The 22970-nt window shown below is 52.7% G+C and carries 20 protein-coding genes; 15 read left to right on the top strand and 5 right to left on the bottom strand.

Going from position 1 to position 22970, the window contains the following annotated elements:
- Positions 1-33: 33 nt before the first annotated feature.
- Positions 34-612: a lipoprotein gene (locus OGX90_RS22615; RefSeq protein ID WP_016152050.1), complete on the bottom strand. Its 579-nt coding sequence runs from the start codon at positions 610-612 to the stop codon at positions 34-36.
- Positions 613-918: 306 nt separating this feature from the next.
- Here OGX90_RS22615 and bolA point away from each other — a divergent pair, with 306 nt between their 5' ends.
- The 9 genes from bolA (at position 919) to fadM (ending at position 11340) form a co-directional block, all read left to right on the top strand.
- Positions 919-1236 carry a transcriptional regulator BolA gene (bolA, locus tag OGX90_RS22610; protein WP_003021619.1) on the top strand — a complete coding sequence of 106 codons (318 nt, stop codon included), beginning with the start codon at positions 919-921 and terminating at the stop codon, positions 1234-1236.
- A 344-nt stretch (positions 1237-1580) separates the two neighbouring features.
- Positions 1581-2879: a trigger factor gene (gene tig, locus OGX90_RS22605; protein ID WP_003021622.1), complete on the top strand. Its 1299-nt coding sequence runs from the start codon at positions 1581-1583 to the stop codon at positions 2877-2879.
- Between the two features lie 247 nt (positions 2880-3126).
- On the top strand, positions 3127-3750 hold the full coding sequence (clpP, locus tag OGX90_RS22600) for an ATP-dependent Clp endopeptidase proteolytic subunit ClpP (RefSeq protein ID WP_003021624.1): 624 nt from the start codon (positions 3127-3129) through the stop codon (positions 3748-3750).
- A 126-nt stretch (positions 3751-3876) separates the two neighbouring features.
- Positions 3877-5151 (top strand): ATP-dependent protease ATP-binding subunit ClpX, encoded by a 1275-nt coding sequence (clpX, locus tag OGX90_RS22595; protein ID WP_003831013.1) that lies wholly within the window; start codon positions 3877-3879, stop codon positions 5149-5151.
- 184 nt (positions 5152-5335) lie between these two features.
- Positions 5336-7690 (top strand): endopeptidase La, encoded by a 2355-nt coding sequence (gene lon / locus OGX90_RS22590; protein ID WP_003831014.1) that lies wholly within the window; start codon positions 5336-5338, stop codon positions 7688-7690.
- A gap of 190 nt (positions 7691-7880) precedes the next feature.
- Positions 7881-8171, top strand: a complete 291-nt coding sequence (gene hupB / locus OGX90_RS22585) for a nucleoid-associated protein HU-beta (RefSeq protein WP_219352570.1) — start codon at positions 7881-7883, stop codon at positions 8169-8171.
- 268 nt (positions 8172-8439) lie between these two features.
- On the top strand, positions 8440-10314 hold the full coding sequence (ppiD, locus tag OGX90_RS22580) for a peptidylprolyl isomerase (protein WP_003831016.1): 1875 nt from the start codon (positions 8440-8442) through the stop codon (positions 10312-10314).
- A 146-nt stretch (positions 10315-10460) separates the two neighbouring features.
- A complete protein-coding gene (locus OGX90_RS22575; RefSeq protein WP_234692802.1) occupies positions 10461-10838 on the top strand; it encodes a helix-hairpin-helix domain-containing protein in 378 nt (125 codons plus the stop codon).
- Between the two features lie 103 nt (positions 10839-10941).
- The gene (fadM, locus tag OGX90_RS22570) at positions 10942-11340 is read left to right on the top strand and encodes a long-chain acyl-CoA thioesterase FadM (RefSeq protein WP_003021636.1); all 399 of its coding nucleotides are present in this window, start codon (positions 10942-10944) and stop codon (positions 11338-11340) included.
- A gap of 105 nt (positions 11341-11445) precedes the next feature.
- Here the strand turns inward: fadM and queC are convergent, their stop codons facing one another.
- Together queC and OGX90_RS22560 are read right to left on the bottom strand one after the other, a co-directional pair.
- The gene (queC, locus tag OGX90_RS22565) at positions 11446-12141 is read right to left on the bottom strand and encodes a 7-cyano-7-deazaguanine synthase QueC (protein WP_043015404.1); all 696 of its coding nucleotides are present in this window, start codon (positions 12139-12141) and stop codon (positions 11446-11448) included.
- Positions 12142-12206: 65 nt separating this feature from the next.
- Entirely contained in the window at positions 12207-13907 is a 1701-nt protein-coding gene (locus tag OGX90_RS22560; protein ID WP_234692803.1) for an SgrR family transcriptional regulator, read from the bottom strand.
- 144 nt (positions 13908-14051) lie between these two features.
- On the opposite strand from OGX90_RS22560, the gene cof reads away from it, so the two are divergent.
- Positions 14052-14870, top strand: a complete 819-nt coding sequence (gene cof / locus OGX90_RS22555; RefSeq protein WP_286624725.1) for an HMP-PP phosphatase — start codon at positions 14052-14054, stop codon at positions 14868-14870.
- A gap of 50 nt (positions 14871-14920) precedes the next feature.
- On the opposite strand, the gene OGX90_RS22550 is transcribed toward cof, so the two are convergent.
- Complete coding sequence (locus OGX90_RS22550) at positions 14921-15976, bottom strand: PLP-dependent cysteine synthase family protein (RefSeq protein ID WP_220471131.1); 1056 nt, start codon at positions 15974-15976, stop codon at positions 14921-14923.
- Positions 15977-16092: 116 nt separating this feature from the next.
- Between OGX90_RS22550 and decR the strand changes: the two genes are divergently transcribed.
- The 5 genes from decR (at position 16093) to amtB (ending at position 22044) form a co-directional block, all read left to right on the top strand.
- The gene (gene decR / locus OGX90_RS22545) at positions 16093-16551 is read left to right on the top strand and encodes a DNA-binding transcriptional regulator DecR (RefSeq protein WP_003831023.1); all 459 of its coding nucleotides are present in this window, start codon (positions 16093-16095) and stop codon (positions 16549-16551) included.
- A 44-nt stretch (positions 16552-16595) separates the two neighbouring features.
- On the top strand, positions 16596-18368 hold the full coding sequence (locus tag OGX90_RS22540; protein WP_198801661.1) for a SmdA family multidrug ABC transporter permease/ATP-binding protein: 1773 nt from the start codon (positions 16596-16598) through the stop codon (positions 18366-18368).
- The gene (locus OGX90_RS22535) at positions 18361-20139 is read left to right on the top strand and encodes a SmdB family multidrug efflux ABC transporter permease/ATP-binding protein (protein ID WP_008783952.1); all 1779 of its coding nucleotides are present in this window, start codon (positions 18361-18363) and stop codon (positions 20137-20139) included. The genes OGX90_RS22540 and OGX90_RS22535 overlap by 8 nt, the downstream gene beginning before the upstream one ends.
- A 248-nt stretch (positions 20140-20387) precedes the next feature.
- The gene (gene glnK, locus OGX90_RS22530; RefSeq protein ID WP_003021657.1) at positions 20388-20726 is read left to right on the top strand and encodes a P-II family nitrogen regulator; all 339 of its coding nucleotides are present in this window, start codon (positions 20388-20390) and stop codon (positions 20724-20726) included.
- Between the two features lie 31 nt (positions 20727-20757).
- Positions 20758-22044 carry an ammonium transporter AmtB gene (gene amtB, locus OGX90_RS22525; RefSeq protein WP_008783954.1) on the top strand — a complete coding sequence of 429 codons (1287 nt, stop codon included), beginning with the start codon at positions 20758-20760 and terminating at the stop codon, positions 22042-22044.
- A 50-nt stretch (positions 22045-22094) separates the two neighbouring features.
- Here amtB and tesB read toward each other — a convergent pair whose 3' ends face one another.
- A complete protein-coding gene (gene tesB / locus OGX90_RS22520; RefSeq protein WP_003831027.1) occupies positions 22095-22955 on the bottom strand; it encodes an acyl-CoA thioesterase II in 861 nt (286 codons plus the stop codon).
- Between the last annotated feature and the right edge of the window lie 15 nt (positions 22956-22970).

Raw genomic sequence — 22970 nt, 5'->3', positions numbered from 1 at the left:
GGCCCGACGAACGCCGGGCCATATGGGCAGAAATTAACGAGCGTTCTGCTTGATGAAATCGTGAACGCTGGTGTCCTGAGACATATCAGCGATGGTGTCGGTCAGCACGCTGTTAACGGCATCAGCGATATTTTTGTTAGAGGCTTGCAGTGCACCTTCAACAGAATAGCTTGCGCGGTAGTTTTTGGTCATCTTGTTGCCGTTGGCGGCGGTAGCAATGATGGCGATGTCTGCTTTGGTGGCGATGTTATAGCGCACGCTACCCTGAGACACGTCAGCATACAGCTGGCTAACAATGATTTGCAGGTTGACTGCACCGTTCGGTCCAATCATATAACCGCGTGCGGTCATCTGTTTTTCCAGTACTTCTTGCAGCAGGAAACGCAGGTCGCGGGATGCGGTCAGGGTCACCAACTGGTTGTCGCGGGTGACTTTTGCCAGCGCTTGATCCTGGCGCTGGTCGGCTCCGTTGATGCTAACGGTCACACCCATCAGGCTTGGGTCCTGCTGCGGCAGGGTAATTTTCGGGGAGACTTCAATAGTGGTCGGCGGTGTTGCGCATCCAGCTAACATAAACAGCGCGACAAACGGGACGAGGATTTTTTTAAACATGCCAGGGCTCTCAGCGAATCTAAATTGTATGGTTAGAGAAAATTCCCGCCATCATAACATCGCCAACGATGAGGGGAAGTGGGTAACGCATGTAAATTCATTGTGTTGTCCGTTTTATGACTTTGTGGAGACTATAAACGGACTTTTTGCAATAAATTGGAGTGAGGAATCAGTGAACTTCATCCGTTTGAATGAGAAAATCAGACAAGCGCTAATTTTTTGTTGCTAAGGTGTAATGAAAACGGTAAAAGCGGCTAGTATTTAAAGGGATGGGTGACATCTCAGCGTTGTCGGAGGAAAAATTTCATGATGATTCGTGAGCAAATAGAAGAAAAATTAAGGGCAGCGTTCGAACCCGTGTTCCTCGAAGTTGTGGATGAAAGCTATCGTCACAATGTCCCGGCTGGTTCTGAAAGCCACTTTAAGGTTGTACTGGTTAGCGATCGCTTTACAGGTGAACGTTTTCTTAATCGTCATCGGATGATTTACAGCACGTTAACGGCGGAGCTTTCCACAACCGTTCATGCGCTTGCCCTGCATACCTACACTATTAAGGAGTGGGAAGCGTTGCAGGATACGATTTTTGCATCGCCTCCGTGTCGTGGGGCGGGAAGCATCGCGTAAAAACGGATTTGCAACAACCGACGCTTTTCCAGTATGTTGCTACAGATTATGTGAAAACGGCCTGCGGGCCGTTTTGTTTTGTCTGAATTCTGGGGCAGTCGTACAGTATTCAGACAAAAATTAGCCGGGAATTGTGAAAAAAGCCGCAGCAACGCGCGATAACCGTTCTCGACTCATAAAAGTGATGCCGCTATAATGCGCGTCTTATTTTTCGGAATGTCTTCGGGATGATTCTGACGACAGGGAATGTGATTGCTTATGAGAACATCCCAGTTCCGCGAAGCCAACAACCTGTGCTTGCGGAGAAGAGTTGACCGAGCACTGTGATTTTTTGAGGTAACAAGATGCAAGTTTCAGTTGAAACCACTCAAGGCCTTGGCCGCCGTGTAACGATTACTATCGCTGCTGACAGCATCGAGACCGCTGTGAAAAGCGAGCTGGTCAACGTAGCGAAGAAAGTGCGTATTGACGGTTTCCGCAAAGGAAAAGTACCGATGAATGTTGTTGCTCAGCGTTATGGCGCGTCTGTTCGCCAGGACGTTCTGGGTGACCTGATGAGCCGCAACTTCGTTGACGCGATCATCAAAGAAAAAATCAATCCGGCTGGCGCACCGAACTACGTTCCGGGCGAATACAAACTGGGTGAAGATTTTACTTACGCGGTAGAGTTTGAAGTTTACCCGGAAGTTGAGCTGACTGGCCTGGAAGCAATCGAAGTTGAAAAACCGGTTGTTGAAGTTACCGACGCTGACGTTGACGTAATGCTGGACACCCTGCGCAAGCAGCAGGCTACCTGGAAAGACAAAGACGGCGCTGCTGATGCAGAAGACCGTGTAACCATCGACTTCACCGGTTCTGTAGACGGCGAAGAGTTCGAAGGCGGCAAAGCGTCTGACTTCGTACTGGCGATGGGCCAGGGTCGTATGATCCCGGGCTTTGAAGAAGGCGTTAAAGGCCACAAAGCTGGCGAAGAGTTCACTATCGACGTGACCTTCCCGGAAGAATACCACGCTGAAAACCTGAAAGGTAAAGCTGCGAAGTTCGTTATCAACCTGAAGAAAGTTGAAGAACGCGAACTGCCGGAACTGACTGAAGAATTCATCAAACGTTTCGGCGTTGAAGATGGTTCCGTAGCAGGTCTGCGCGCTGAAGTCCGTAAAAACATGGAACGCGAGCTGAAAGGCGCTGTGCGTAACCGCGTTAAGTCTCAGGCGATCGAAGGTCTGGTAAAAGCTAACGACATCGACGTTCCGGCTGCTCTGATCGACAGCGAAATCGACGTTCTGCGTCGTCAGGCTGCACAACGTTTCGGCGGCAACGAGAAACAAGCTCTGGAACTGCCGCGTGAACTGTTCGAAGAACAGGCTAAGCGTCGCGTAGTTGTTGGTCTGCTGCTGGGCGAAGTGATTCGTACCAACGAACTGAAAGCTGACGAAGATCGCGTTAAAGGCCTGATCGAAGAGATGGCTTCTGCTTACGAAGATCCGAAAGAAGTTGTTGAGTTCTACAGCAAAAACAAAGAGCTGATGGACAACATGCGTAACGTCGCTCTGGAAGAGCAGGCTGTTGAAGCCGTTCTGGCGAAAGCGAAAGTGACTGAAAAAGCCACTTCCTTCAACGAACTGATGAACCAGCAGGCGTAATTCGTCGCTTTTTTAGCTCGAATTTCGTACGCAAGCCCGTCACCTTTTGGTGGCGGGTTTTTTTTTGTCACGCATTTTGCATGGGAAGAGTGCGAAAACAGCGTTTCAGTGTTAGCGTTACAACAAAAGATTGTTATGCTTGAATTATGGCGATGTCGTACCCATTACTGAGGGACTAGCTGATAATCCGTCCATAAGGTTACAATCAGCACAGCAGGTTTTTTCAAATTTTATCCAGGAGACGGAAATGTCATACAGCGGCGAACGAGATAACTTTGCACCCCATATGGCGCTGGTGCCGATGGTCATTGAACAGACCTCACGTGGTGAGCGCTCTTTTGATATCTATTCTCGTCTACTTAAGGAACGCGTCATTTTTCTGACCGGCCAGGTCGAAGACCATATGGCTAACCTGATCGTGGCGCAGATGCTGTTCCTGGAAGCAGAAAACCCAGAAAAAGATATCTACCTGTACATCAACTCCCCTGGTGGAGTGATCACTGCCGGGATGTCTATCTATGACACCATGCAGTTTATTAAGCCGGACGTCAGCACCATTTGTATGGGCCAGGCGGCCTCAATGGGTGCGTTCCTGCTGACCGCCGGGGCGAAAGGCAAACGTTTTTGCCTGCCTAACTCTCGCGTCATGATCCACCAGCCTCTGGGCGGTTACCAGGGCCAGGCAACGGATATTGAAATTCATGCCCGTGAAATCCTGAAGGTAAAAGGGCGCATGAACGAACTTATGGCGCATCATACGGGTCAATCTCTTGAGCAGATTGAACGTGATACCGAGCGCGATCGCTTCCTCTCCGCTTCTGAAGCGGTAGAGTACGGTCTGGTCGACTCGATTTTGACCCATCGTAATTAATGCCCAGTGCGCAGGTGTGCCGCTATAATTACCTGGAGCGGCACAACGCTGACTAGCGTCTTGCGCCTGAGAATGGCATTTGCGTCGTCGTGTGCGGCACAAAGAACAAAGAAGAGGTTTTGACCCATGACAGATAAACGCAAAGATGGCTCGGGCAAATTGTTGTACTGCTCTTTTTGCGGCAAAAGCCAGCATGAAGTGCGTAAGCTGATTGCCGGTCCATCCGTGTATATCTGCGACGAATGTGTTGATTTATGCAACGACATCATTCGCGAAGAGATTAAGGAAGTAGCACCGCACCGTGAACGCAGTGCGCTGCCGACGCCACATGAAATTCGCAACCACCTGGACGATTACGTTATCGGTCAGGAGCAGGCGAAGAAAGTGCTGGCGGTCGCGGTATACAACCATTACAAACGTCTGCGCAACGGCGACACCAGCAATGGCGTCGAGTTGGGCAAAAGTAACATCCTGCTGATTGGCCCGACGGGTTCCGGTAAAACGCTGCTGGCTGAAACGCTGGCGCGCCTGCTGGACGTTCCGTTCACCATGGCTGATGCCACCACGCTGACCGAAGCCGGTTATGTGGGTGAAGATGTTGAAAATATTATTCAGAAGCTGTTGCAGAAGTGCGATTACGACGTGCAGAAAGCACAGCGTGGGATCGTCTATATCGATGAGATCGACAAGATTTCTCGTAAGTCTGATAACCCATCTATTACCCGTGACGTTTCCGGCGAAGGCGTACAGCAGGCGCTGTTGAAACTGATCGAAGGGACGGTTGCTGCCGTTCCGCCACAGGGTGGTCGTAAACATCCTCAGCAGGAATTCCTGCAGGTTGATACCTCCAAGATCCTGTTTATCTGCGGTGGTGCATTTGCCGGTCTGGATAAAGTCATTGCTAACCGTGTTGAAACCGGCTCCGGCATTGGTTTTGGCGCAACGGTAAAAGCACAGTCTGATAAAGCCAGCGAAGGTGAACTGCTGTCGCAGGTCGAACCGGAAGATCTGATCAAATTTGGTCTGATCCCTGAGTTCATCGGTCGTCTGCCGGTTGTGGCAACGCTGAGCGAGCTGAGCGAAGAAGCGTTGATCCAGATCCTCAAAGAGCCGAAAAACGCCCTGACCAAGCAGTACCAGGCGCTGTTCAATCTTGAAGGTGTCGATCTGGAATTCCGTGAGGAAGCGCTGGATGCGATCGCCAAGAAAGCGATGGCGCGTAAAACCGGTGCTCGTGGTCTGCGTTCTATCGTCGAAGCCGCGCTGCTCGACACCATGTACGATCTGCCTTCTATGGAAGACGTCGAAAAAGTGGTGATCGATGAGTCGGTGATTGGCGGTCAGAGCAAGCCATTGCTGATTTACGGTAAGCCGGAAGCGCAGCAGGCATCTGGCGAATAATTCATCAATTCATACAGACATTTAATTAAAAAGGGGGGATTTTATCTCCCCTTTTATTTTTCCGTAAACATGGCGTTGAATGTGTGGGAAACATCCCCATATACTGACATACATGTTAAAGGTGGTGTGAAGCACAGTCGTACCATCTGATTACCTGGCGGAAACTAAACTAAGAGAGAGCTCTATGAATCCTGAGCGTTCTGAACGCATTGAAATCCCCGTATTGCCGTTGCGCGATGTGGTGGTTTATCCGCACATGGTCATACCCTTATTTGTAGGGCGGGAAAAATCTATCCGTTGTCTGGAAGCGGCTATGGACCATGATAAAAAAATCATGCTGGTCGCACAGAAAGAAGCGTCAACGGATGAGCCGGGTGTAAACGATCTTTTCACCGTCGGGACCGTGGCCTCTATTTTGCAGATGCTGAAACTGCCTGACGGCACCGTAAAAGTGCTGGTCGAGGGGTTACAGCGTGCGCGTATTTCTGCGCTGTCTGACAACGGCGAGCATTTCTCTGCGAAAGCAGAGTACCTTGACTCGCCTGCTATTGATGAGCGCGAACAGGAAGTGCTGGTGCGTACCGCTATCAGCCAGTTCGAAGGCTATATCAAGCTGAACAAGAAAATCCCACCAGAAGTGCTGACGTCGCTGAACAGCATTGACGATCCTGCACGTCTGGCGGATACCATCGCTGCACACATGCCGCTGAAGCTGGCTGACAAGCAGTCCGTGCTGGAGATGTCCGACGTTAACGAACGTCTGGAATATCTGATGGCGATGATGGAATCTGAAATCGATCTGCTGCAGGTTGAGAAACGCATTCGCAACCGTGTGAAAAAGCAGATGGAAAAATCTCAGCGCGAGTACTATCTGAACGAGCAGATGAAAGCTATTCAGAAAGAACTCGGTGAGATGGACGATGCACCGGACGAAAACGAAGCGTTGAAGCGTAAAATCGACGCGGCGAAAATGCCGAAAGAGGCAAAAGAGAAAGCGGAAGCAGAACTGCAGAAGCTGAAAATGATGTCTCCTATGTCGGCGGAAGCGACCGTGGTGCGTGGCTACATCGACTGGATGGTACAGGTGCCGTGGAATGCGCGTAGCAAGGTCAAAAAAGACCTACGCCAGGCGCAGGAAATCCTCGATACCGACCATTATGGTCTGGAGCGCGTCAAAGACCGTATCCTTGAGTACCTCGCGGTTCAAAGCCGTGTAAATAAAATCAAGGGGCCGATCCTGTGTCTGGTTGGACCGCCGGGGGTAGGTAAAACCTCTCTGGGGCAGTCCATCGCGAAGGCAACTGGGCGTAAATACATCCGTATGGCGCTGGGCGGCGTGCGTGATGAAGCCGAAATTCGCGGTCACCGCCGGACCTATATCGGTTCTATGCCGGGTAAACTGATCCAGAAAATGGCCAAAGTGGGCGTTAAAAACCCGCTGTTCCTGCTTGATGAGATCGACAAAATGTCTTCCGACATGCGTGGCGATCCGGCTTCCGCGCTGCTTGAAGTGCTGGATCCAGAGCAGAACGTGGCGTTCAGCGATCACTACCTGGAAGTGGACTACGATCTCAGCGACGTGATGTTTGTTGCGACCTCTAACTCCATGAATATTCCGGCACCGTTGCTGGATCGTATGGAAGTGATCCGTCTGTCCGGTTATACCGAAGACGAAAAGCTGAACATTGCCAAACGTCACCTGTTGCCGAAACAGATTGAGCGTAATGCGCTGAAAAAAGGTGAGCTGACGGTCGACGATAGCGCCATTGTGGGCATTATTCGTTACTACACCCGTGAAGCAGGCGTGCGTAGTCTGGAACGTGAAATCTCTAAACTGTGCCGTAAAGCGGTGAAACAGCTGCTGCTGGATAAATCGCTGAAACATATTGAGATCAATGGCGACAACCTGCACGATTATCTGGGAGTACAGCGCTTTGACTATGGCCGCGCGGACAACGAAAACCGCGTTGGTCAGGTGACGGGTCTGGCGTGGACGGAAGTTGGCGGCGATCTGCTGACTATCGAAACCGCCTGCGTACCGGGTAAAGGTAAGTTGACCTACACCGGTTCTCTGGGTGAAGTCATGCAGGAGTCGATTCAGGCTGCGCTGACCGTGGTGCGCGCGCGTGCGGAAAAACTGGGTATTAACCCGGACTTTTACGAAAAACGCGACATCCACGTTCACGTACCTGAAGGGGCTACGCCGAAAGACGGTCCAAGTGCGGGTATTGCTATGTGTACTGCGCTGGTTTCTTGTCTTACCGGTAACCCAGTTCGCGCCGACGTGGCGATGACGGGTGAGATCACCCTGCGTGGTCAGGTTCTGCCTATCGGTGGTTTGAAAGAAAAACTGCTGGCGGCACACCGTGGCGGCATTAAGACGGTCTTAATTCCCGATGAGAACAAACGTGACCTGGAAGAGATTCCGGACAACGTAATTGCCGATCTTAATATTCACCCGGTGAAACGTATTGAGGAAGTTCTGACTCTTGCGTTGCAAAATGAACCCTCTGGAATGCAGGTTGTGACGGCAAAATAGTGACCTCGCGCAAAGAGCATTAATAAAAACAGGGCTGGCAGGCCATTTCGGGCTTGCCAGCCTTTTTTTGTATAGCTAATTTAGATAACGGATTGGGCTTGCCATCATTAACGGGTGTTGTAAGGGCATGGCAGGCCTGATATAACTGCTGCGCGGTCGCACTTTGAAGGATTCAGGTGCGATATAAATTATAAAGAGGAAGAGAAGAGTGAATAAATCTCAACTGATCGACAAAATTGCTGCAGGGGCTGATATCTCTAAAGCTGCGGCTGGACGTGCGTTAGATGCAATTATTGCTTCTGTTACCGAATCTCTGAAAGAAGGTGATGACGTAGCGCTGGTAGGTTTTGGTACTTTTGCCGTTAAAGAGCGTGCTGCCCGTACTGGTCGCAACCCGCAAACAGGTAAAGAGATCACCATCGCCGCGGCTAAAGTACCGGGCTTCCGTGCAGGTAAAGCACTGAAAGACGCGGTAAACTAAGTGATTTCCCCTTTGGGGATGTGACGAAGTACAAGGGCGCATCGACTGATGTGCCTTTTTTATTTGTAATTCCGGTACTTTCTACGCGTTGTGGGCTGACAATTGCCCCTGTTTCTTGTCACAATAGACCTTTGTGCGCAGCGTTCAGGAAACGCTATGCTGCGTGAAGCATATATACTCAAAATCCTTGTTGCCGTTGTTGTCATCAACGCGGGGGCAGCAGAGAGGATAACGCGTATAGTCATCTACAGCGGAGTGTGGTTACACCATGATGGACAGCTTACGCACGGCTGCTAACAGTCTCGTGCTCAAGATTATTTTCGGTATCATTATCGTGTCGTTCATTTTGACCGGCGTGAGTGGTTACCTGATTGGCGGGGGCAATAACTTCGCCGCCAAAGTGAATGGCCAGGAGATCAGCCGCGGGCAGTTCGAGAATGCGTTCAACAGTGAACGTAACCGCATGCAGCAACAGCTGGGCGATCAATACTCCGAGCTGGCCGCGAACGAAGGTTATATGAAAACGCTGCGTCAGCAGGTGCTGAATCGTCTTGTTGACGAAGCGCTGCTGGATCAGTATTCCCGCGAGCTTAAGCTCAACATCAGCGACGATCAGGTTAAACAGGCCATTTTCGCCACGCCTGCGTTCCAGGTGGACGGCAAGTTTGATAACAACCGCTACAACGCGATTGTCAATCAAATGGGAATGACTGCAGACCAGTACGCTCAGGCATTACGTAATCAGCTTACGACACAGCAGCTGATTAACGGTGTTGCCGGTACGGACTTCATGTTGAAAGGCGAAACGGACGAACTGGCGGCGCTGGTCGCACAGCAGCGTATCGTGCGCGAGGCGACGATTGACGTTAACGCACTGGCCGCGAAGCAGTCTGTTACCGAGCAGGAAGTTGCCAGCTACTACGAGCAGAATAAAAACAACTTTATGACGCCGGAACAGTTCCGCGTGAGCTACATCAAGCTGGACGCCGCTGCTATGCAGGAGACGGCCAGCGATGCTGATATTCAGTCTTACTATGACCAGCATCAGGATCAGTTCACTCAGCCGCAGCGTAACCGCTACAGCATCATTCAGACCAAAACGGAAGATGAAGCCAAAGCGGTACTGGACGAGCTGAACAAAGGCGGTGATTTTGCTGCGCTGGCGAAAGAAAAATCTGCCGATATCATCTCTGCCCGTAAAGGCGGCGATATGGGATGGCTGGAAGATTCCACCACCCCGGATGAGCTGAAAAATGCTGGTCTGAAAGAAAAAGGCCAACTGTCTGGCGTAATTAAGTCTTCCGTTGGTTTCCTCGTTGCGCGTCTTGACGACGTACAGCCTGCGCAAGTTAAACCGCTGAGCGAAGCCCGTGACGAGATTGCGGCAAAAGTGAAGCAGGAAAAAGCGCTGGATGCGTACTATGCGCTGCAGCAGAAAGTCAGCGACGCGGCCAGCAATGATAACGAATCTCTGGCGGGTGCAGAGCAGGCTGCGGGTATGAAAGCGGTTGAAACGGGCTGGTTTAGCCGTGACAGCCTGCCGGAAGAACTGAATTTCAAACCAGTCGCTGACATCATTTTCAATGGTGGTCTGGTTGGTGAGAACGGTACGCCTGGCAGTAACTCCGATATCATCACCGTGGACGGCGATCGTGCGTTCGTGCTGCGTATTGCAGAGCACAAAGCCGAAGCCGTGAAGCCACTGGCTGAAGTGAAAGAGCAGGTAACTGCGCTCGTTAAGCACAATAAAGCAGAGCAGCAGGCGAAGCTTGATGCCGATAAACTGCTGGCGGATCTGAAAGCCGGTAAAGGCGATGAAGCGATGAAAGCGGCGGGTCTGAGCTTTGGCGAGGCGAAAACGCTGAGCCGTACGGGTCAGGATCCGCTGAGCCAGGCTGCCTTTGGTCTGAGCCTGCCGGCGAAAGACAAACCGAGCTACGGCGTCGCGAACGACATGCAGGGTAACGTTGTTCTGTTGGCGTTGGACGAGGTGAAAGCCGGTTCTATGCCTGAAGCGCAGAAGAAAGCGATGGTTCAGGGGATCACTCAGAACAACGCGCAGATTGTCTTCGAAGCGCTGATGAGCAACCTGCGTAAAGCCGCAAAAATTAAAATCGGGGATGCGCTGGAACAGCAGCAATAACCGAGGCAGTTCGCAAAAAATTGCAAAAAGTTGTATCTACCAAAGGCCGCTTTCGCGGCCTTTTCCATTTCTGATATTTGCCGTTTGTCTGCCGTTCTGCACCTCGCTATCGTGATTCCACTGTTAACAAACAAGGAGAAAACAGTATGAAACATGGAATCAAAGCTCTGCTTATCACTCTTTCATTGACCTGCGCTGGTATGGCCCAAACCGCATTGGCGGCTGAGCCTGTCGCCAAAAGCCAGGCGACTCAAACCAAAGCGGAAAACCCAGGGGCGGCACAAAGCAAAGCCACACTGCCCGCTAAAGCAAGCGACGATGAGGGCACCAGGGTAAGCATCAACAACGCTTCTGCGGAGGATTTAGCGCGAGTTATGAATGGCGTGGGTCTAAAGAAAGCGCAGGCGATTGTGAGCTATCGTGAGGAGTACGGGCCGTTTAAAACGGTGGACGATTTAAAGCAGGTGCCGGGCATGGGCAGTTCACTGGTTGAGCGTAACCTGGCAGTTTTAACACTTCAATAACTTGCAGAGCGCTGAAAGTTTGCCAGACTGTAGAGGTCATACCAGTTATGACCTCTTTACTCAAAAGTCTGTTCCTATAAAAACAACGTAAGGCTCCTGCGCTATGCAAACACAAATCAAAGTTCGTGGTTTTCATCTTGATGTCTATCAGCACGTTAACAATGCCCGCTATCTGGAGTTTCTGGAAGAGGCCCGCTGGGATGGTCTGGAAAACAGCGACAGCTTTCAGTGGATGACCGCACACAACATCGCTTTTGTGGTCGTGAATATTAATATCAACTACCGCCGTCCTGCGGTGCTGAGCGACCTGCTGACTATCACCAGTCAGGTTCAACAGTTAAATGGCAAAAGTGGCGTGTTAAATCAGACCATTACCCTGGAGCCAGAAGGGCAGGTGGTGGCTGATGCGCTGATTACGTTCGTCTGCATTGATTTGAAGACGCAAAAAGCGCTGCCGCTGGAAGGGGAGTTGCGCGAAAAACTGGAGCAGATGGTGCAGTAGTGGCTGCGACTGCCGGAAGGCGACGCTCAAGCGTCTTATCCGGCCTACAAGAGTTGCTGCAACTGCATGTAGGCCGGATAAGCAAAGCGCCATCCGGCAATACAATCACTTTAACCCGGTTTTCTGCTTCATTGCCGCCATCACTGCCGATTTATCCGCCAGATAATGGTTCAGGCCGTTGGCACGCAGATTACACGCCGCACAGTGACCGCAACCGTCACCTTTGATGCCGTTATAGCAGGTCAGCGTTTCTTCGCGTACCAGGTCCAGCTTGCCCCAATAATCGGCCAGTGCCCAGGTTTCGGCTTTATCGATCCACATCAGTGGGGTTTCAAAGCGAATATCTTTCGCCATCCCCAAGCTTACAGCATGGTTCAGGGCTTTAACGAACTCATCGCGACAGTCCGGATAGCCGGAGAAATCGGTCTCACAAACGCCGGTAATGACCGCCTCTGCCTGCACCTGGTACGCGTAAATTGCTGCCAGCGTTAAGAACAGAATATTGCGTCCTGGCACAAAGGTATTGGGAATGCCGTTCGCATCCGGTTCGTAATCGGGTACCGGAATGTTATCGCGGGTCAGGCTGCTGACAGCCAGTTCACTGAGCAATGTGACATCAAGCACTTTGTGCGCGCGCGCGCCAAGTTTTAAGGCCAGGTCACGTGCGACATCAATCTCAGCGCGATGGCGCTGACCATAATCAAAGGTCACGCAGTGCACTTCATCATACTGATGCAGCGCTTGCGCCAGACAAGTCGTGGAGTCCTGACCTCCACTGAATACAACAACGGCACGTTTCATGGCTTTTCCTGACAAAATAACGAAGCCCTTATGGTAGCGCCTGGGCGTGCCGTCGACCAGCTTCTTCACGCGGAAGGAGGTGGCAGCCAGGCTTCGGTAAACTCGAACCAGCCACGAGGATTCAGGCGTACGCCGTTCACGCCCGGTGGCGCGCTGATGCGATAGTGATAATTGAACAGTGGCGTCAGGGTAGCGTCATGCATTAGCGTGGCGAAAACTTGTTGTAAAGCCGCGTGGCGATCGTCCTCATCGGCCTGGATTTGTAGGGCATCCAGGGTCGTTTGCAAATGTGTGTATGCTGGCGCATTCAATACATGTGACCAGAGCTGATCGCAGCGCAACCACTGTTCGAGAGTATATTCAGGTGCCTCACCAATCAGCCTGTCGCCCATCATCAGGTCGGCCTGGGCTAAGGGATGATCGCCATCCCAGTTTTTAGCATTATGAAAAATAAGCGTTAATTCACAGCCGAGCAACGCCAACGCCTGGCGAAGCTGTTCAGCCATAGCGTGAAGTTCTACCGGCAGGTGATAAGCCAGCGTCAGCTTTTCCGGTAATGCTACCTCGTCGAGTTCATCCCATTGCGGGATAGTCCATCCGGGGAGCAGTGCATTGCTTGGCGTGATCAGATTTTCATCCACTTCAAGCGTTTGTAGCAGGGAAGAACGGTGGATGATATTGATCAGTCTACGGGCCTGCTGCGTATTCAGGCGCGCACTTTTTCTGAGCGTGAGATAGCAAAAACCAAGACTGATCCCGCTGCTTACCTGGCTTAGCATAGGCAACTCTTCGGGTTTACCAATCGCAATTTGCACCGGATGGCGACAGCTGGTGCCCAAATCCTGGGAGAAGAGCTGCGGGGTTATCCAGTATTCAATGGCTTTTAGCAGCGGATGACTCAGATGGTAGTGATCGTGGCTCTCGATACGCACCAGCTCAGGAGTAAACAGCGTCAGCCGGAACGGGCCGGTACCCACAAACGGGTGCTCAGGATGCGCCAGGTGACTGCTGTAGCTTGCCAGACGGTGCGCCATCCAGTAGTCGGGACGATGCAGAATAAAGGTCAGACACTGGGGATGCGTCACCTCAATGCGCTTTACGCTGATAAACAGCTTATTCAGCGCGGGGAGTTCTAACAGCTTCAGCAACTGCTGATGTAGCTGTGTGCTGCTGACCGCATCGCCGTTATGCCAGTACAGGGTGGAACGAATATAGAAATCCCAGCGCAGGCCGTCAGCGGAGATATTCCAGTGGTGGGCTAAGTCTCCACAGGGACGTTGCGTAGTGCTGTCAAACCGGGTCAGGCCAGAGAAAACTTGTCCAGCGAGGTGTTGCTCTGCGCGACCGGGGAGAAACCCGGGGTGCAAGGGGTCGAGCGGGCGGTAATAGGGTATACGCAGGGTTGGCGTGTCGTTTTGCCACTGACCGCCCATAAACGGTTGTAACAGTGTTCTTAATTCACCCGGCGCCAGCTGAGCCAGTTCCAGTACGCTAAGCTGCTCTCCCTTTTGCAGCGCCTGTTCCATCATGGTGTTGCGCAGTGAATCTGGCGTCACTAAAAACCGCAGCTGCCCGCGTTTCCCGCGCCCCGACTGAGCATGCCACTCCAGCCAGCCTGCATCCTGCGCTTGCTTTAGCAGGGTACGCACATGGCGTTCGCTACAAAAACAGCGTTCGGCCAGTTCCCCGACGGTCACCGACTGCGGTTCGCCGTTCGAGGGCAGCCACAGGCGTTGGTACTGGTTCAGGCGATTAAGCAGACGCATTGATACTTTTTCCTTCAGGATGTTCGTTAACGGTTTATGCGTAGAGAAACCCGGAACAATTCATTTTATCTATTCACTATTACTTCCGTATATCTCAGGTGATACTGGATCACAAGTTAACCGCGTCACAGTGTGGAGAAAGAAATGGCTCGTCTGGCTGCATTTGATATGGATGGCACCCTTTTGATGCCGAATCACCATTTAGGTGACGAAACGCTTTCAACGCTGTCGCGCCTGCGTGAACGCGATATTACTCTGACATTTGCCACCGGTCGCCATGTGCTTGAGATGCGCCATATTTTAGGCTCGATCTCGCTGGACGCCTTTTTGATCACGGGTAACGGCACGCGCATTCACTCTGTTGAGGGCGATGTGTTACACCGTCAGGATCTGGATCCGAATGTCGCGGATATTGTGTTGCATCAGAAGTGGGACACTACCGCCAGCATGCATGTCTTTAATGACAATGGCTGGTTCACCGGACAAGAGATCCCCTCGCTGCTGCAGGCGCATGTGTATAGCGGATTTCGCTACCAGATCGTCGATGTGAAACGTATTCCGGCGCATCAGGTTACGAAAGTCTGTTTCTGTGGCGATCATGACTCTCTTATCCAATTGTGCATTCAACTGAATGAAGCGCTGGGTGAACAGGCGAATCTCTGTTTTTCCGCGTTTGATTGCCTTGAGGTGCTGCCGCTGGGCTGTAATAAAGGATCGGCATTGGCGGTGTTGAGCGACCATTTAGGTTATTCAATGGCCGAGTGTATGGCGTTTGGCGATGCCATGAACGATCGCGAAATGTTAGGCAGCGTTGGGCGCGGCCTGATTATGGGTAACGCGATGCCGCAACTGATTGCTGAACTGCCTCATTTATCGGTGATTGGGCATTGCCGTAATCAGGCAGTGTCACACTTTTTGACGCATTGGCTGGACAATCCACATCTACCTTATTCCCCCGAATGAGAGATCCCTTCCAGCAAGCCAGACTTCGCGTCTGGCTTTTTTTTATCCCATTAATGGGTGTTCAGTAGTTGGGCAAGCTCCGCTTTCCACGGCGTTAAATCACCGATGTGCGCGTCGACCCACTGTGGGTTGTAGTAGGTTTCCAGATAGCGTTCGCCGCTGTCACACAACAGTGTCACCAGCGAACCGGTAACGCCTGCATCGCGCATACGGGCGGCAAGTTGTAGCGTTCCCCACATGTTTGTGCCGGTAGAGGCGCCGACCTTGCGGCCCAACTGCGTTTCCAGCCAGTGTGCGGTGGCCACGCTTGCGGCATCCGGCACGCGCAGCATTTCATCGACCACGTCAGGAATGAAAGACGGTTCGACACGCGGGCGGCCAATGCCTTCAATTTTACTTCCTACCGGACTGCGTAACGTGGCATCGCGATCCTGCCAGAAGGGCAGAAAGACCGAGTTTTCCGGGTCTACCACCATCAGTTGAGTATCGTAGCCCTGACAGCGAATATAGCGGCCAATGGTTGCTGAGGTGCCACCGGTTCCGGCGCTCATCACAATATGGCGGGGAACGGGGTTGGGCTCGCACTGCATCTGACGAAAGATGCTGTCGGCGATATTATTATTGCCGCGCCAGTCGGTGGCGCGCTCAGCGTAAGTGAACTGGTCCATGTAATGACCGTTCAGCTCACGCGCCAGTTGCTCAGAGGCCGCATAGATTTCGCAGGCGCTTTCCACGAAATGACAGCGACCGCCGTAAAATTCAATCTGTTCAACTTTACGTTTTGCCGTACAGGAAGGCATAACGGCAATAAATGGCAACCCTAACAGTCGAGCGAAATAAGCCTCAGAGACCGCCGTTGAACCGGACGATGATTCAATGATGGTGGTGCCTTCTTTGATCCAGCCATTGCACAATCCGTACAGAAACAGTGAGCGCGCCAGACGATGCTTCAGACTCCCGGTCGGATGCGTGCTCTCATCTTTTAAATAGAGCTGAATGCCCGGGAACGCCGGTAGCGACAGGCGAATGAGATGCGTATCCGCAGAACGCTGATAATCCGCGTTGATTTCATTGATGGCGTTTTTAACCCAGGAGCTATTCATCATTAATAGATATCCATTTGTCATTTTGTGCCCAGAATAGCGAAAAGCACGGAAAAAATTGTTGCCATTTAGCCTTTAAAATAGAATGTAAGGAGAAAATTCTTCTCTGTGGAGTGGATATGTTAGACAAAATTGACCGCAAGCTACTCGGCTTACTGCAACAGGACTGCACCCTTTCTTTGCAGGCATTAGCAGATGCCGTTAATCTGACTACCACCCCTTGCTGGAAACGTCTCAAACGACTCGAGGATGACGGTATCCTGCTGGGCAGAGTCGCCCTGTTGGATCCAGAAAAACTGGGGCTGGGCTTAACGGCGTTTGTGCTGATCAAAACTCAGCATCACAGCAGCGAATGGTATTGCCGCTTTGTCACTGAAGTGACCGGAATGCCCGAGGTTCTGGGGTTTTGGCGTATGGCAGGGGAGTATGACTACCTGATGCGAGTGCAGGTTGCTGATATGAAAAGCTATGATGAATTCTATAAGCGCCTGGTGAACAGCGTACCGGGCCTGTCTGACGTCACCTCCAGCTTTGCCATGGAACAGATTAAATACACAACTGCTCTACCTATTGAATAATTCTCCCGGCGCTTATTGCCGGAAACCTTGTCAGGACATAACGCGTGCGATTATTTGCTCAATTAAGCTGGTACTTCCGCCGGGAGTGGCGTCGCTACCTCGGGGCAGTGGCCTTGCTTATCATCATCGCTATCCTTCAGCTTATTCCGCCGAAAGTGGTCGGGATCATTGTGGATGGCGTGACGACTCAACGCTTCACCACCGAGCGGCTGCTGATGTGGGTGGGGACAATTGCCCTGATTGCCGTGGTGGTTTATTTGCTGCGTTATGTCTGGCGCGTGCTGCTGTTTGGCGCATCCTACCAACTGGCGGTTGAACTGCGGGAAGATTATTACCGTCAGTTGAGTCGCCAGCATCCAGAATTTTATTTGCGGCACCGTACGGGCGATCTGATGGCACGGGCAACCAACGATGTCGATCGCGTCGTATTTGCCGCCGGAGAAGGGGTGCTGACGCTGGTGGATTCGCTGGTAATGGGGTGTGCGGTGCTGATCGTGATGTCAACGCAGATAAGCTGGCAACTGACGCTCATTGCGCTGCTGCCGATGCCGGTGATGGCGTTGATGATCAAACGTTACGGCGATCGACTCCATAACCGTTTTAAGCTGGCGCAGGCGGCGTTTTCCAGTCTCAACGATCGTACTCAGGAAAGCCTGACCAGTATTCGTATGATCAAGGCCTTTGGGCTGGAGGATCGGCAGTCGGCATTATTTGCCGCTGATGCTGAAGATACCGGTAAGAAAAACCTTCGTGTGGCGCGCATTGATGCCCGCTTTGATCCTACCATTTATATCGCCATTGGTATGGCTAACCTGCTGGCGATTGCCGGGGGAAGCTGGATGGTGGTTCACGGCTCGCTGACGCTCGGGCAGCTCACCAGCTTTATGATGTATCTCGGTCTGATGATTTGGCCGATGCTGGCGCTGGCCTGGATGTTTAATATCGTCGAACGCGGCAGCGCCGCGTATAGCCGAATTCGCGCCATGCTGGCAGAAGCGCCGGTAGTGGATGACGGTACTGAACCGGTGCCGGAAGGACGCGGCGAGCTGGCGGTAGCGATTCGCGAATTTTGTTACCCGCAAACCACCCACCCGGCGCTGGAAAATGTGAATTTCCAGCTCAAACCTGGGCAGATGCTGGGCATCTGTGGTCCGACCGGCGCGGGAAAAAGTACGGTGCTGTCGCTGATCCAGCGTCATTTTGATATCACCCAAGGCGATGTGCGCTTTCATGATATCCCATTAACGCGCTTACAGCTGGATAGCTGGCGCAGCCGACTGGCGGTTGTCAGCCAGACGCCATTCCTGTTTTCCGATACCGTCGGTAATAACATCGCCTTAGGACGTCCGCAGGCCACGCAGGAAGAGATCGAGCATGTGGCGCGCCTTGCCAGCGTTCATGAGGATATTTTACGTCTTCCTCAGGGCTACAACACCGAAGTGGGCGAACGCGGGGTGATGCTGTCTGGCGGGCAAAAACAGCGTATTTCTATCGCTCGAGCGTTATTGCTGAACGCTGAAATTCTGATTCTGGATGATGCGCTGTCGGCGGTGGATGGTCGTACCGAACATCAGATCCTACATAACCTGCGCCAGTGGGGCGAAGGCAGAACCGTGATTATCAGCGCGCACCGTTTATCGGCTCTGACGGAAGCCAGCGAGATTATCGTGATGCAGCATGGGCATATTGCTCAGCGCGGTGAGCATGAATCTTTAGTGCAACAGCCCGGTTGGTATCGCGACATGTACCGCTATCAGCAACTTGAAGCGGCGCTGTCTGATGCACCAGAGATAAACGAGGAGGCGGCTAATGCGTAGTTTCGGGCAATTATGGCCAACTCTGAAAAGACTGCTGGCGTATGGTTCCCCATGGCGAAAACAGCTGGCGATTGCGGTAGTTATGCTGTGGGTGGCGGCTGCGGCGGAAGTCAGCGGTCCGCTGCTGATTAGCTATTTTATCGATAACATGGTGGCGAAGAACAATCTGCCATTGGCGATGGTTGCCGGGCTGGTTGCGGCCTATGTCGGTCTGCAACTGCTGGCGGCAGGTCTGCATTACGCGCAGTCATTGCTGTTTAACCAGGCGGCGGTTGGCGTAGTACAACAGTTACGCACCGACGTAATGGACGCTGCGCTGCGTCAGCCGCTCAGCGCTTTTGATACTCAGCCCGTCGGGCAGCTTATCTCCCGCGTGACCAATGATACTGAAGTTATTCGCGACCTGTACGTGACGGTGGTCGCAACGGTCCTGCGCAGCGCGGCCTTAATCGGCGCGATGTTGGTGGCAATGTTCAGCCTGGAATGGCGCATGGCGCTGGTGGCAATGGCCATTTTCCCAGCCGTGCTGGTGGTGATGGTGATTTACCAACGCTACAGCACCCCGATTGTGCGCCGGGTGCGCGCTTATCTGGCGGATATTAACGATGGCTTTAACGAAGTCATCAACGGCATGAGCGTTATCCAGCAGTTCCGCCAGCAGGCAAGGTTTGGCGAGAGAATGGGCGAGGCCAGCCGCTCGCACTATATGGCGCGTATGCAAACCCTGCGACTGGATGGTTTTTTGCTGCGTCCGCTGCTGAGCCTGTTCTCGGCACTGATCCTCTGCGGTTTGCTGATGCTGTTCAGTTTTACCTCTGGCACCTCCATCGAGGTTGGCGTGCTGTACGCGTTCATCAGCTACCTCGGCCGTTTGAACGAACCGCTGATCGAGCTGACCACCCAGCAATCAATGCTGCAGCAGGCGGTTGTCGCTGGTGAGCGAGTGTTCGAACTGATGGACGGGCCTCGTCAGCGCTATGGTGAAGACGATCGCCCGCTCAAAAGCGGAGACATTGAGGTGGATAACGTTTCATTTGCCTATCGCGACGACAATCTGGTGCTGCAAAACATCAGTCTGTCCGTGCCTTCGCGCAGCTTTGTGGCTTTGGTCGGACACACAGGCAGCGGCAAAAGCACGCTGGCCAGCCTGCTGATGGGATATTACCCGCTGACGCAGGGGGAAATCCGCCTTGACGGACGTCCGTTGTCTTCTCTGAGCCACGGTGCGTTACGTCAGGGCATCGCGATGGTGCAGCAGGATCCGGTGGTGATGGCGGATACCTTCCTGGCAAACGTCACGCTGGGTCGCGATATCTCAGAAGAGCGGGTCTGGCAGGCGCTGGAGACCGTGCAACTGGCTGAACTGGCTCGGGGCTTGAGCGAGGGGATTCATACCCGGCTGGGCGAGCAGGGCAATAATCTCTCCGTTGGGCAGAAACAGCTGCTGGCGCTGGCGCGGGTATTGGTTGAAACGCCGCAGGTGCTGATCCTCGATGAAGCCACGGCCAGTATTGATTCCGGTACTGAACAGGCCATTCAGCACGCGCTGGCGGCGGTCCGTGAACACACTACGCTGGTGGTGATTGCGCATCGGTTATCGACGATTGTCGATGCGGATACCATTCTGGTGCTGCATCGCGGTCAGGCGGTTGAGCGTGGTACGCACCAGCAATTACTGGCGGCGCAAGGCCGTTACTGGCAGATGTATCAGCTGCAGCTGGCGGGCGAAGAGTTAGCCGCCAGCACGCAAGAGGATTCTGTTATCGCCTGACGGCGCAGCGCTTATCCGGCCACGCGGTATCGTAGGCTGGGTAAGGCGTTTACGCCGACATCCGGCAATCAACAATCTGGTGCAAAAATGTAACGCACTATGCACCGTTATAGTGCGTTTTTTCTTTTTCTCTCCCGATAGTACCCGGCGAACCTGAATCATTCCGCGTTTTTCATTCCTGGCACACCCCTTGCAATATTCCTCTCGTGTATCTGCAGCCACTACTGAATTCTGACTGGAGGGGATCTATGAAGCTGGTTACCGTGGTAATCAAACCGTTCAAACTGGAAGACGTCCGTGAAGCACTGTCGTCTATTGGTATTCAGGGGCTGACCGTCACCGAAGTGAAGGGGTTTGGCCGACAGAAAGGTCATGCTGAGCTGTACCGTGGGGCTGAATATAGCGTCAATTTTCTGCCAAAGGTGAAGATTGATGTGGCGATTGCCGACGACCAACTGGATGGCGTGATTGATGTCATCAGTAAGGCGGCATACACCGGAAAAATTGGCGACGGCAAAATCTTCGTCGCCGAGCTGCAACGTGTGATTCGTATTCGTACCGGCGAAGCCGACGAAGCCGCACTGTAACTTCTGGCACACAGTGATAGGAAACCAAAAAATGAAGATAGCAACGATGAAAACGGGTATTGCTTCACTGGCGCTACTGCCGGGACTGGCAATGGCGGCACCGGCGGTTGCGGATAAAGCAGATAACGCTTTTATGATGATCTGTACCGCGCTGGTGCTGTTTATGACTATCCCTGGCATTGCGTTGTTCTACGGCGGTTTGATTCGCGGTAAGAACGTGCTGTCGATGCTGACTCAGGTGACGGTGACATTCGCTCTGGTTTGTATTCTATGGGTGGTTTATGGCTACTCACTGGCCTTTGGCGAAGGGAATAATTTCTTCGGCAACTTCAACTGGGTATTGCTGAAGAACATCGCGCTGACGGCGGTCACGGGGAGCTTCTACCAGTACATTCACGTTGCTTTTCAGGGATCTTTTGCCTGCATCACCGTTGGGCTGATTGTCGGGGCGTTGGCTGAGCGTATTCGTTTCTCTGCGGTGCTGATTTTTGTGGTGGTGTGGTTAACGCTGTCGTACATCCCCATTGCACATATGGTTTGGGGCGGCGGATTGCTGGCTTCTCACGGCGCACTGGATTTTGCGGGCGGGACGGTCGTGCACATCAACGCAGCGATTGCCGGTCTGGTTGGCGCGTATCTGATTGGCAAACGCGTCGGTTTTGGCAAAGAAGCCTTTAAACCGCATAACCTGCCGATGGTCTTCACCGGTACCGCTATTCTCTACATTGGTTGGTTTGGCTTTAACGCCGGTTCAGCGGGAACGGCGAATGAAATTGCTGCACTGGCCTTCGTCAATACCGTGGTCGCCACCGCTGCCGCCATCCTCGGATGGATCTTCGGTGAATGGGCGCTGCGTGGTAAACCGTCTCTGCTGGGCGCCTGTTCCGGTGCTATTGCAGGTCTGGTGGGCGTAACACCTGCATGTGGCTACATCGGTGTCGGCGGGGCGCTGATTATCGGTGTGGTTGCGGGGTTGGCTGGTCTGTGGGGCGTAACCATGCTGAAGCGTTTTCTGCGCGTGGACGATCCGTGTGACGTGTTTGGCGTGCACGGCGTGTGCGGTATTGTTGGCTGCATCCTGACCGGGGTTTTCGCTGCCAGCTCTCTGGGCGGCGTGGGATTTGCTGAGGGCGTTACCATGGGGCATCAGCTGCTGGTGCAACTGGAAAGCGTGGCGATCACCATCGTCTGGTCCGGCGTGGTGGCCTTCATTGGCTATAAGCTGGCGGATATGACGGTGGGTCTGCGCGTACCGGAAGAGCAGGAACGCGAAGGTCTGGATGTGAACAGTCACGGCGAGAACGCTTACAACGCTTGATGTTTCAATCTGCCGGATGGTAACGCTTTTGCGCCACCATCCGGTAATTCTCAATTGCGATTACGCATTACCCCTTCCTGCACGGTAGAGGCGACCAGCACGCCGTCCTGCGTATAAAACTCCCCGCGTACAAAACCTCTGGCACCGGAGGCCGAAGTACTCTCGACGTTATACAACAGCCACTCATTAATATTGAACGGACGGTGGAACCACATTGAATGGTCAATGGTGGCGATCTGAATCCCTTTTTCCAGAAAACCAATCCCGTACGGCTGCAGCGCTACAGGCAGGAAGTTCAGGTCTGAGGCATAACCCAGCAGATATTGATGGACGCGCAGATCGTCCTGCAGCTCGCCGTTTGCACGGATCCATACCTGGCGCGCCGGAGGTGCGACGTGACCTTTTAAGGGGTTATGAAATTCAACCGGGCGCACTTCCAACGGACGATCGTTGATAAATTTTTCTTTCAACAGCGGCGGCAGTAAATGCGCCACTGAGCGGGCAATTTCTGTTTCTGATTTCAGCTCATCGGGACCCGGCGCATCCGGCATGGTTTTCTGATGTTCAAATCCGTCTTCCGGTGCCTGGAAAGAGGCGGTCATGTAAAAAATGGGTTTACCATTCTGAATTGCGGCAACGCGGCGCGCGCTGAAGCTGTTACCATCACGCAAGACTTCTACATCATAGATGATGGGCTTTTGGCTATCGCCGGGGCGTAAAAAGTAGCTGTGGAAGGAGTGCACCAGACGCTCTTCCGGTACGGTTTCTTTGGCGGCATACAGCGCCTGACCGACAACCTGTCCCCCAAAAACCTGACGTAACCCTAAGTCTTCACTTTGGCCCCGAAAGAGTCCTTCTTCAATTTTTTCCAGATTTAACAATGTCAGCAAATTTTTCAGCGCCAGACTCATACGTGCTCTCCAGGT

The organism is Citrobacter sp. Cpo012 (assembly GCF_030333015.1).
In the GTDB taxonomy this organism is placed as follows: Bacteria; Pseudomonadota; Gammaproteobacteria; order Enterobacterales; family Enterobacteriaceae; genus Citrobacter; species Citrobacter portucalensis.
This window is presented reverse-complemented; position numbering and strand designations above follow the sequence as displayed.

What these genes read in the sequence shown, in the direction of transcription:
- OGX90_RS22535 (WP_008783952.1), top strand. Translation starts at nt 18,361, where the DNA reads ATGCGTAGTTTCGGGCAATTATGGCCAACTCTGAAAAGACTGCTGGCG.
- tesB (WP_003831027.1), bottom strand. Translation starts at nt 22,955, where the DNA reads ATGAGTCTGGCGCTGAAAAATTTGCTGACATTGTTAAATCTGGAAAAA.
- fadM (WP_003021636.1), top strand. Translation starts at nt 10,942, where the DNA reads ATGCAAACACAAATCAAAGTTCGTGGTTTTCATCTTGATGTCTATCAG.
- OGX90_RS22615 (WP_016152050.1), bottom strand. Translation starts at nt 612, where the DNA reads ATGTTTAAAAAAATCCTCGTCCCGTTTGTCGCGCTGTTTATGTTAGCT.
- decR (WP_003831023.1), top strand. Translation starts at nt 16,093, where the DNA reads ATGTTAGACAAAATTGACCGCAAGCTACTCGGCTTACTGCAACAGGAC.
- queC (WP_043015404.1), bottom strand. Translation starts at nt 12,141, where the DNA reads ATGAAACGTGCCGTTGTTGTATTCAGTGGAGGTCAGGACTCCACGACT.
- cof (WP_286624725.1), top strand. Translation starts at nt 14,052, where the DNA reads ATGGCTCGTCTGGCTGCATTTGATATGGATGGCACCCTTTTGATGCCG.
- clpP (WP_003021624.1), top strand. Translation starts at nt 3,127, where the DNA reads ATGTCATACAGCGGCGAACGAGATAACTTTGCACCCCATATGGCGCTG.
- amtB (WP_008783954.1), top strand. Translation starts at nt 20,758, where the DNA reads ATGAAGATAGCAACGATGAAAACGGGTATTGCTTCACTGGCGCTACTG.
- bolA (WP_003021619.1), top strand. Translation starts at nt 919, where the DNA reads ATGATGATTCGTGAGCAAATAGAAGAAAAATTAAGGGCAGCGTTCGAA.
- glnK (WP_003021657.1), top strand. Translation starts at nt 20,388, where the DNA reads ATGAAGCTGGTTACCGTGGTAATCAAACCGTTCAAACTGGAAGACGTC.
- OGX90_RS22560 (WP_234692803.1), bottom strand. Translation starts at nt 13,907, where the DNA reads ATGCGTCTGCTTAATCGCCTGAACCAGTACCAACGCCTGTGGCTGCCC.
- OGX90_RS22575 (WP_234692802.1), top strand. Translation starts at nt 10,461, where the DNA reads ATGAAACATGGAATCAAAGCTCTGCTTATCACTCTTTCATTGACCTGC.
- ppiD (WP_003831016.1), top strand. Translation starts at nt 8,440, where the DNA reads ATGATGGACAGCTTACGCACGGCTGCTAACAGTCTCGTGCTCAAGATT.
- lon (WP_003831014.1), top strand. Translation starts at nt 5,336, where the DNA reads ATGAATCCTGAGCGTTCTGAACGCATTGAAATCCCCGTATTGCCGTTG.
- clpX (WP_003831013.1), top strand. Translation starts at nt 3,877, where the DNA reads ATGACAGATAAACGCAAAGATGGCTCGGGCAAATTGTTGTACTGCTCT.
- tig (WP_003021622.1), top strand. Translation starts at nt 1,581, where the DNA reads ATGCAAGTTTCAGTTGAAACCACTCAAGGCCTTGGCCGCCGTGTAACG.
- OGX90_RS22550 (WP_220471131.1), bottom strand. Translation starts at nt 15,976, where the DNA reads ATGATGAATAGCTCCTGGGTTAAAAACGCCATCAATGAAATCAACGCG.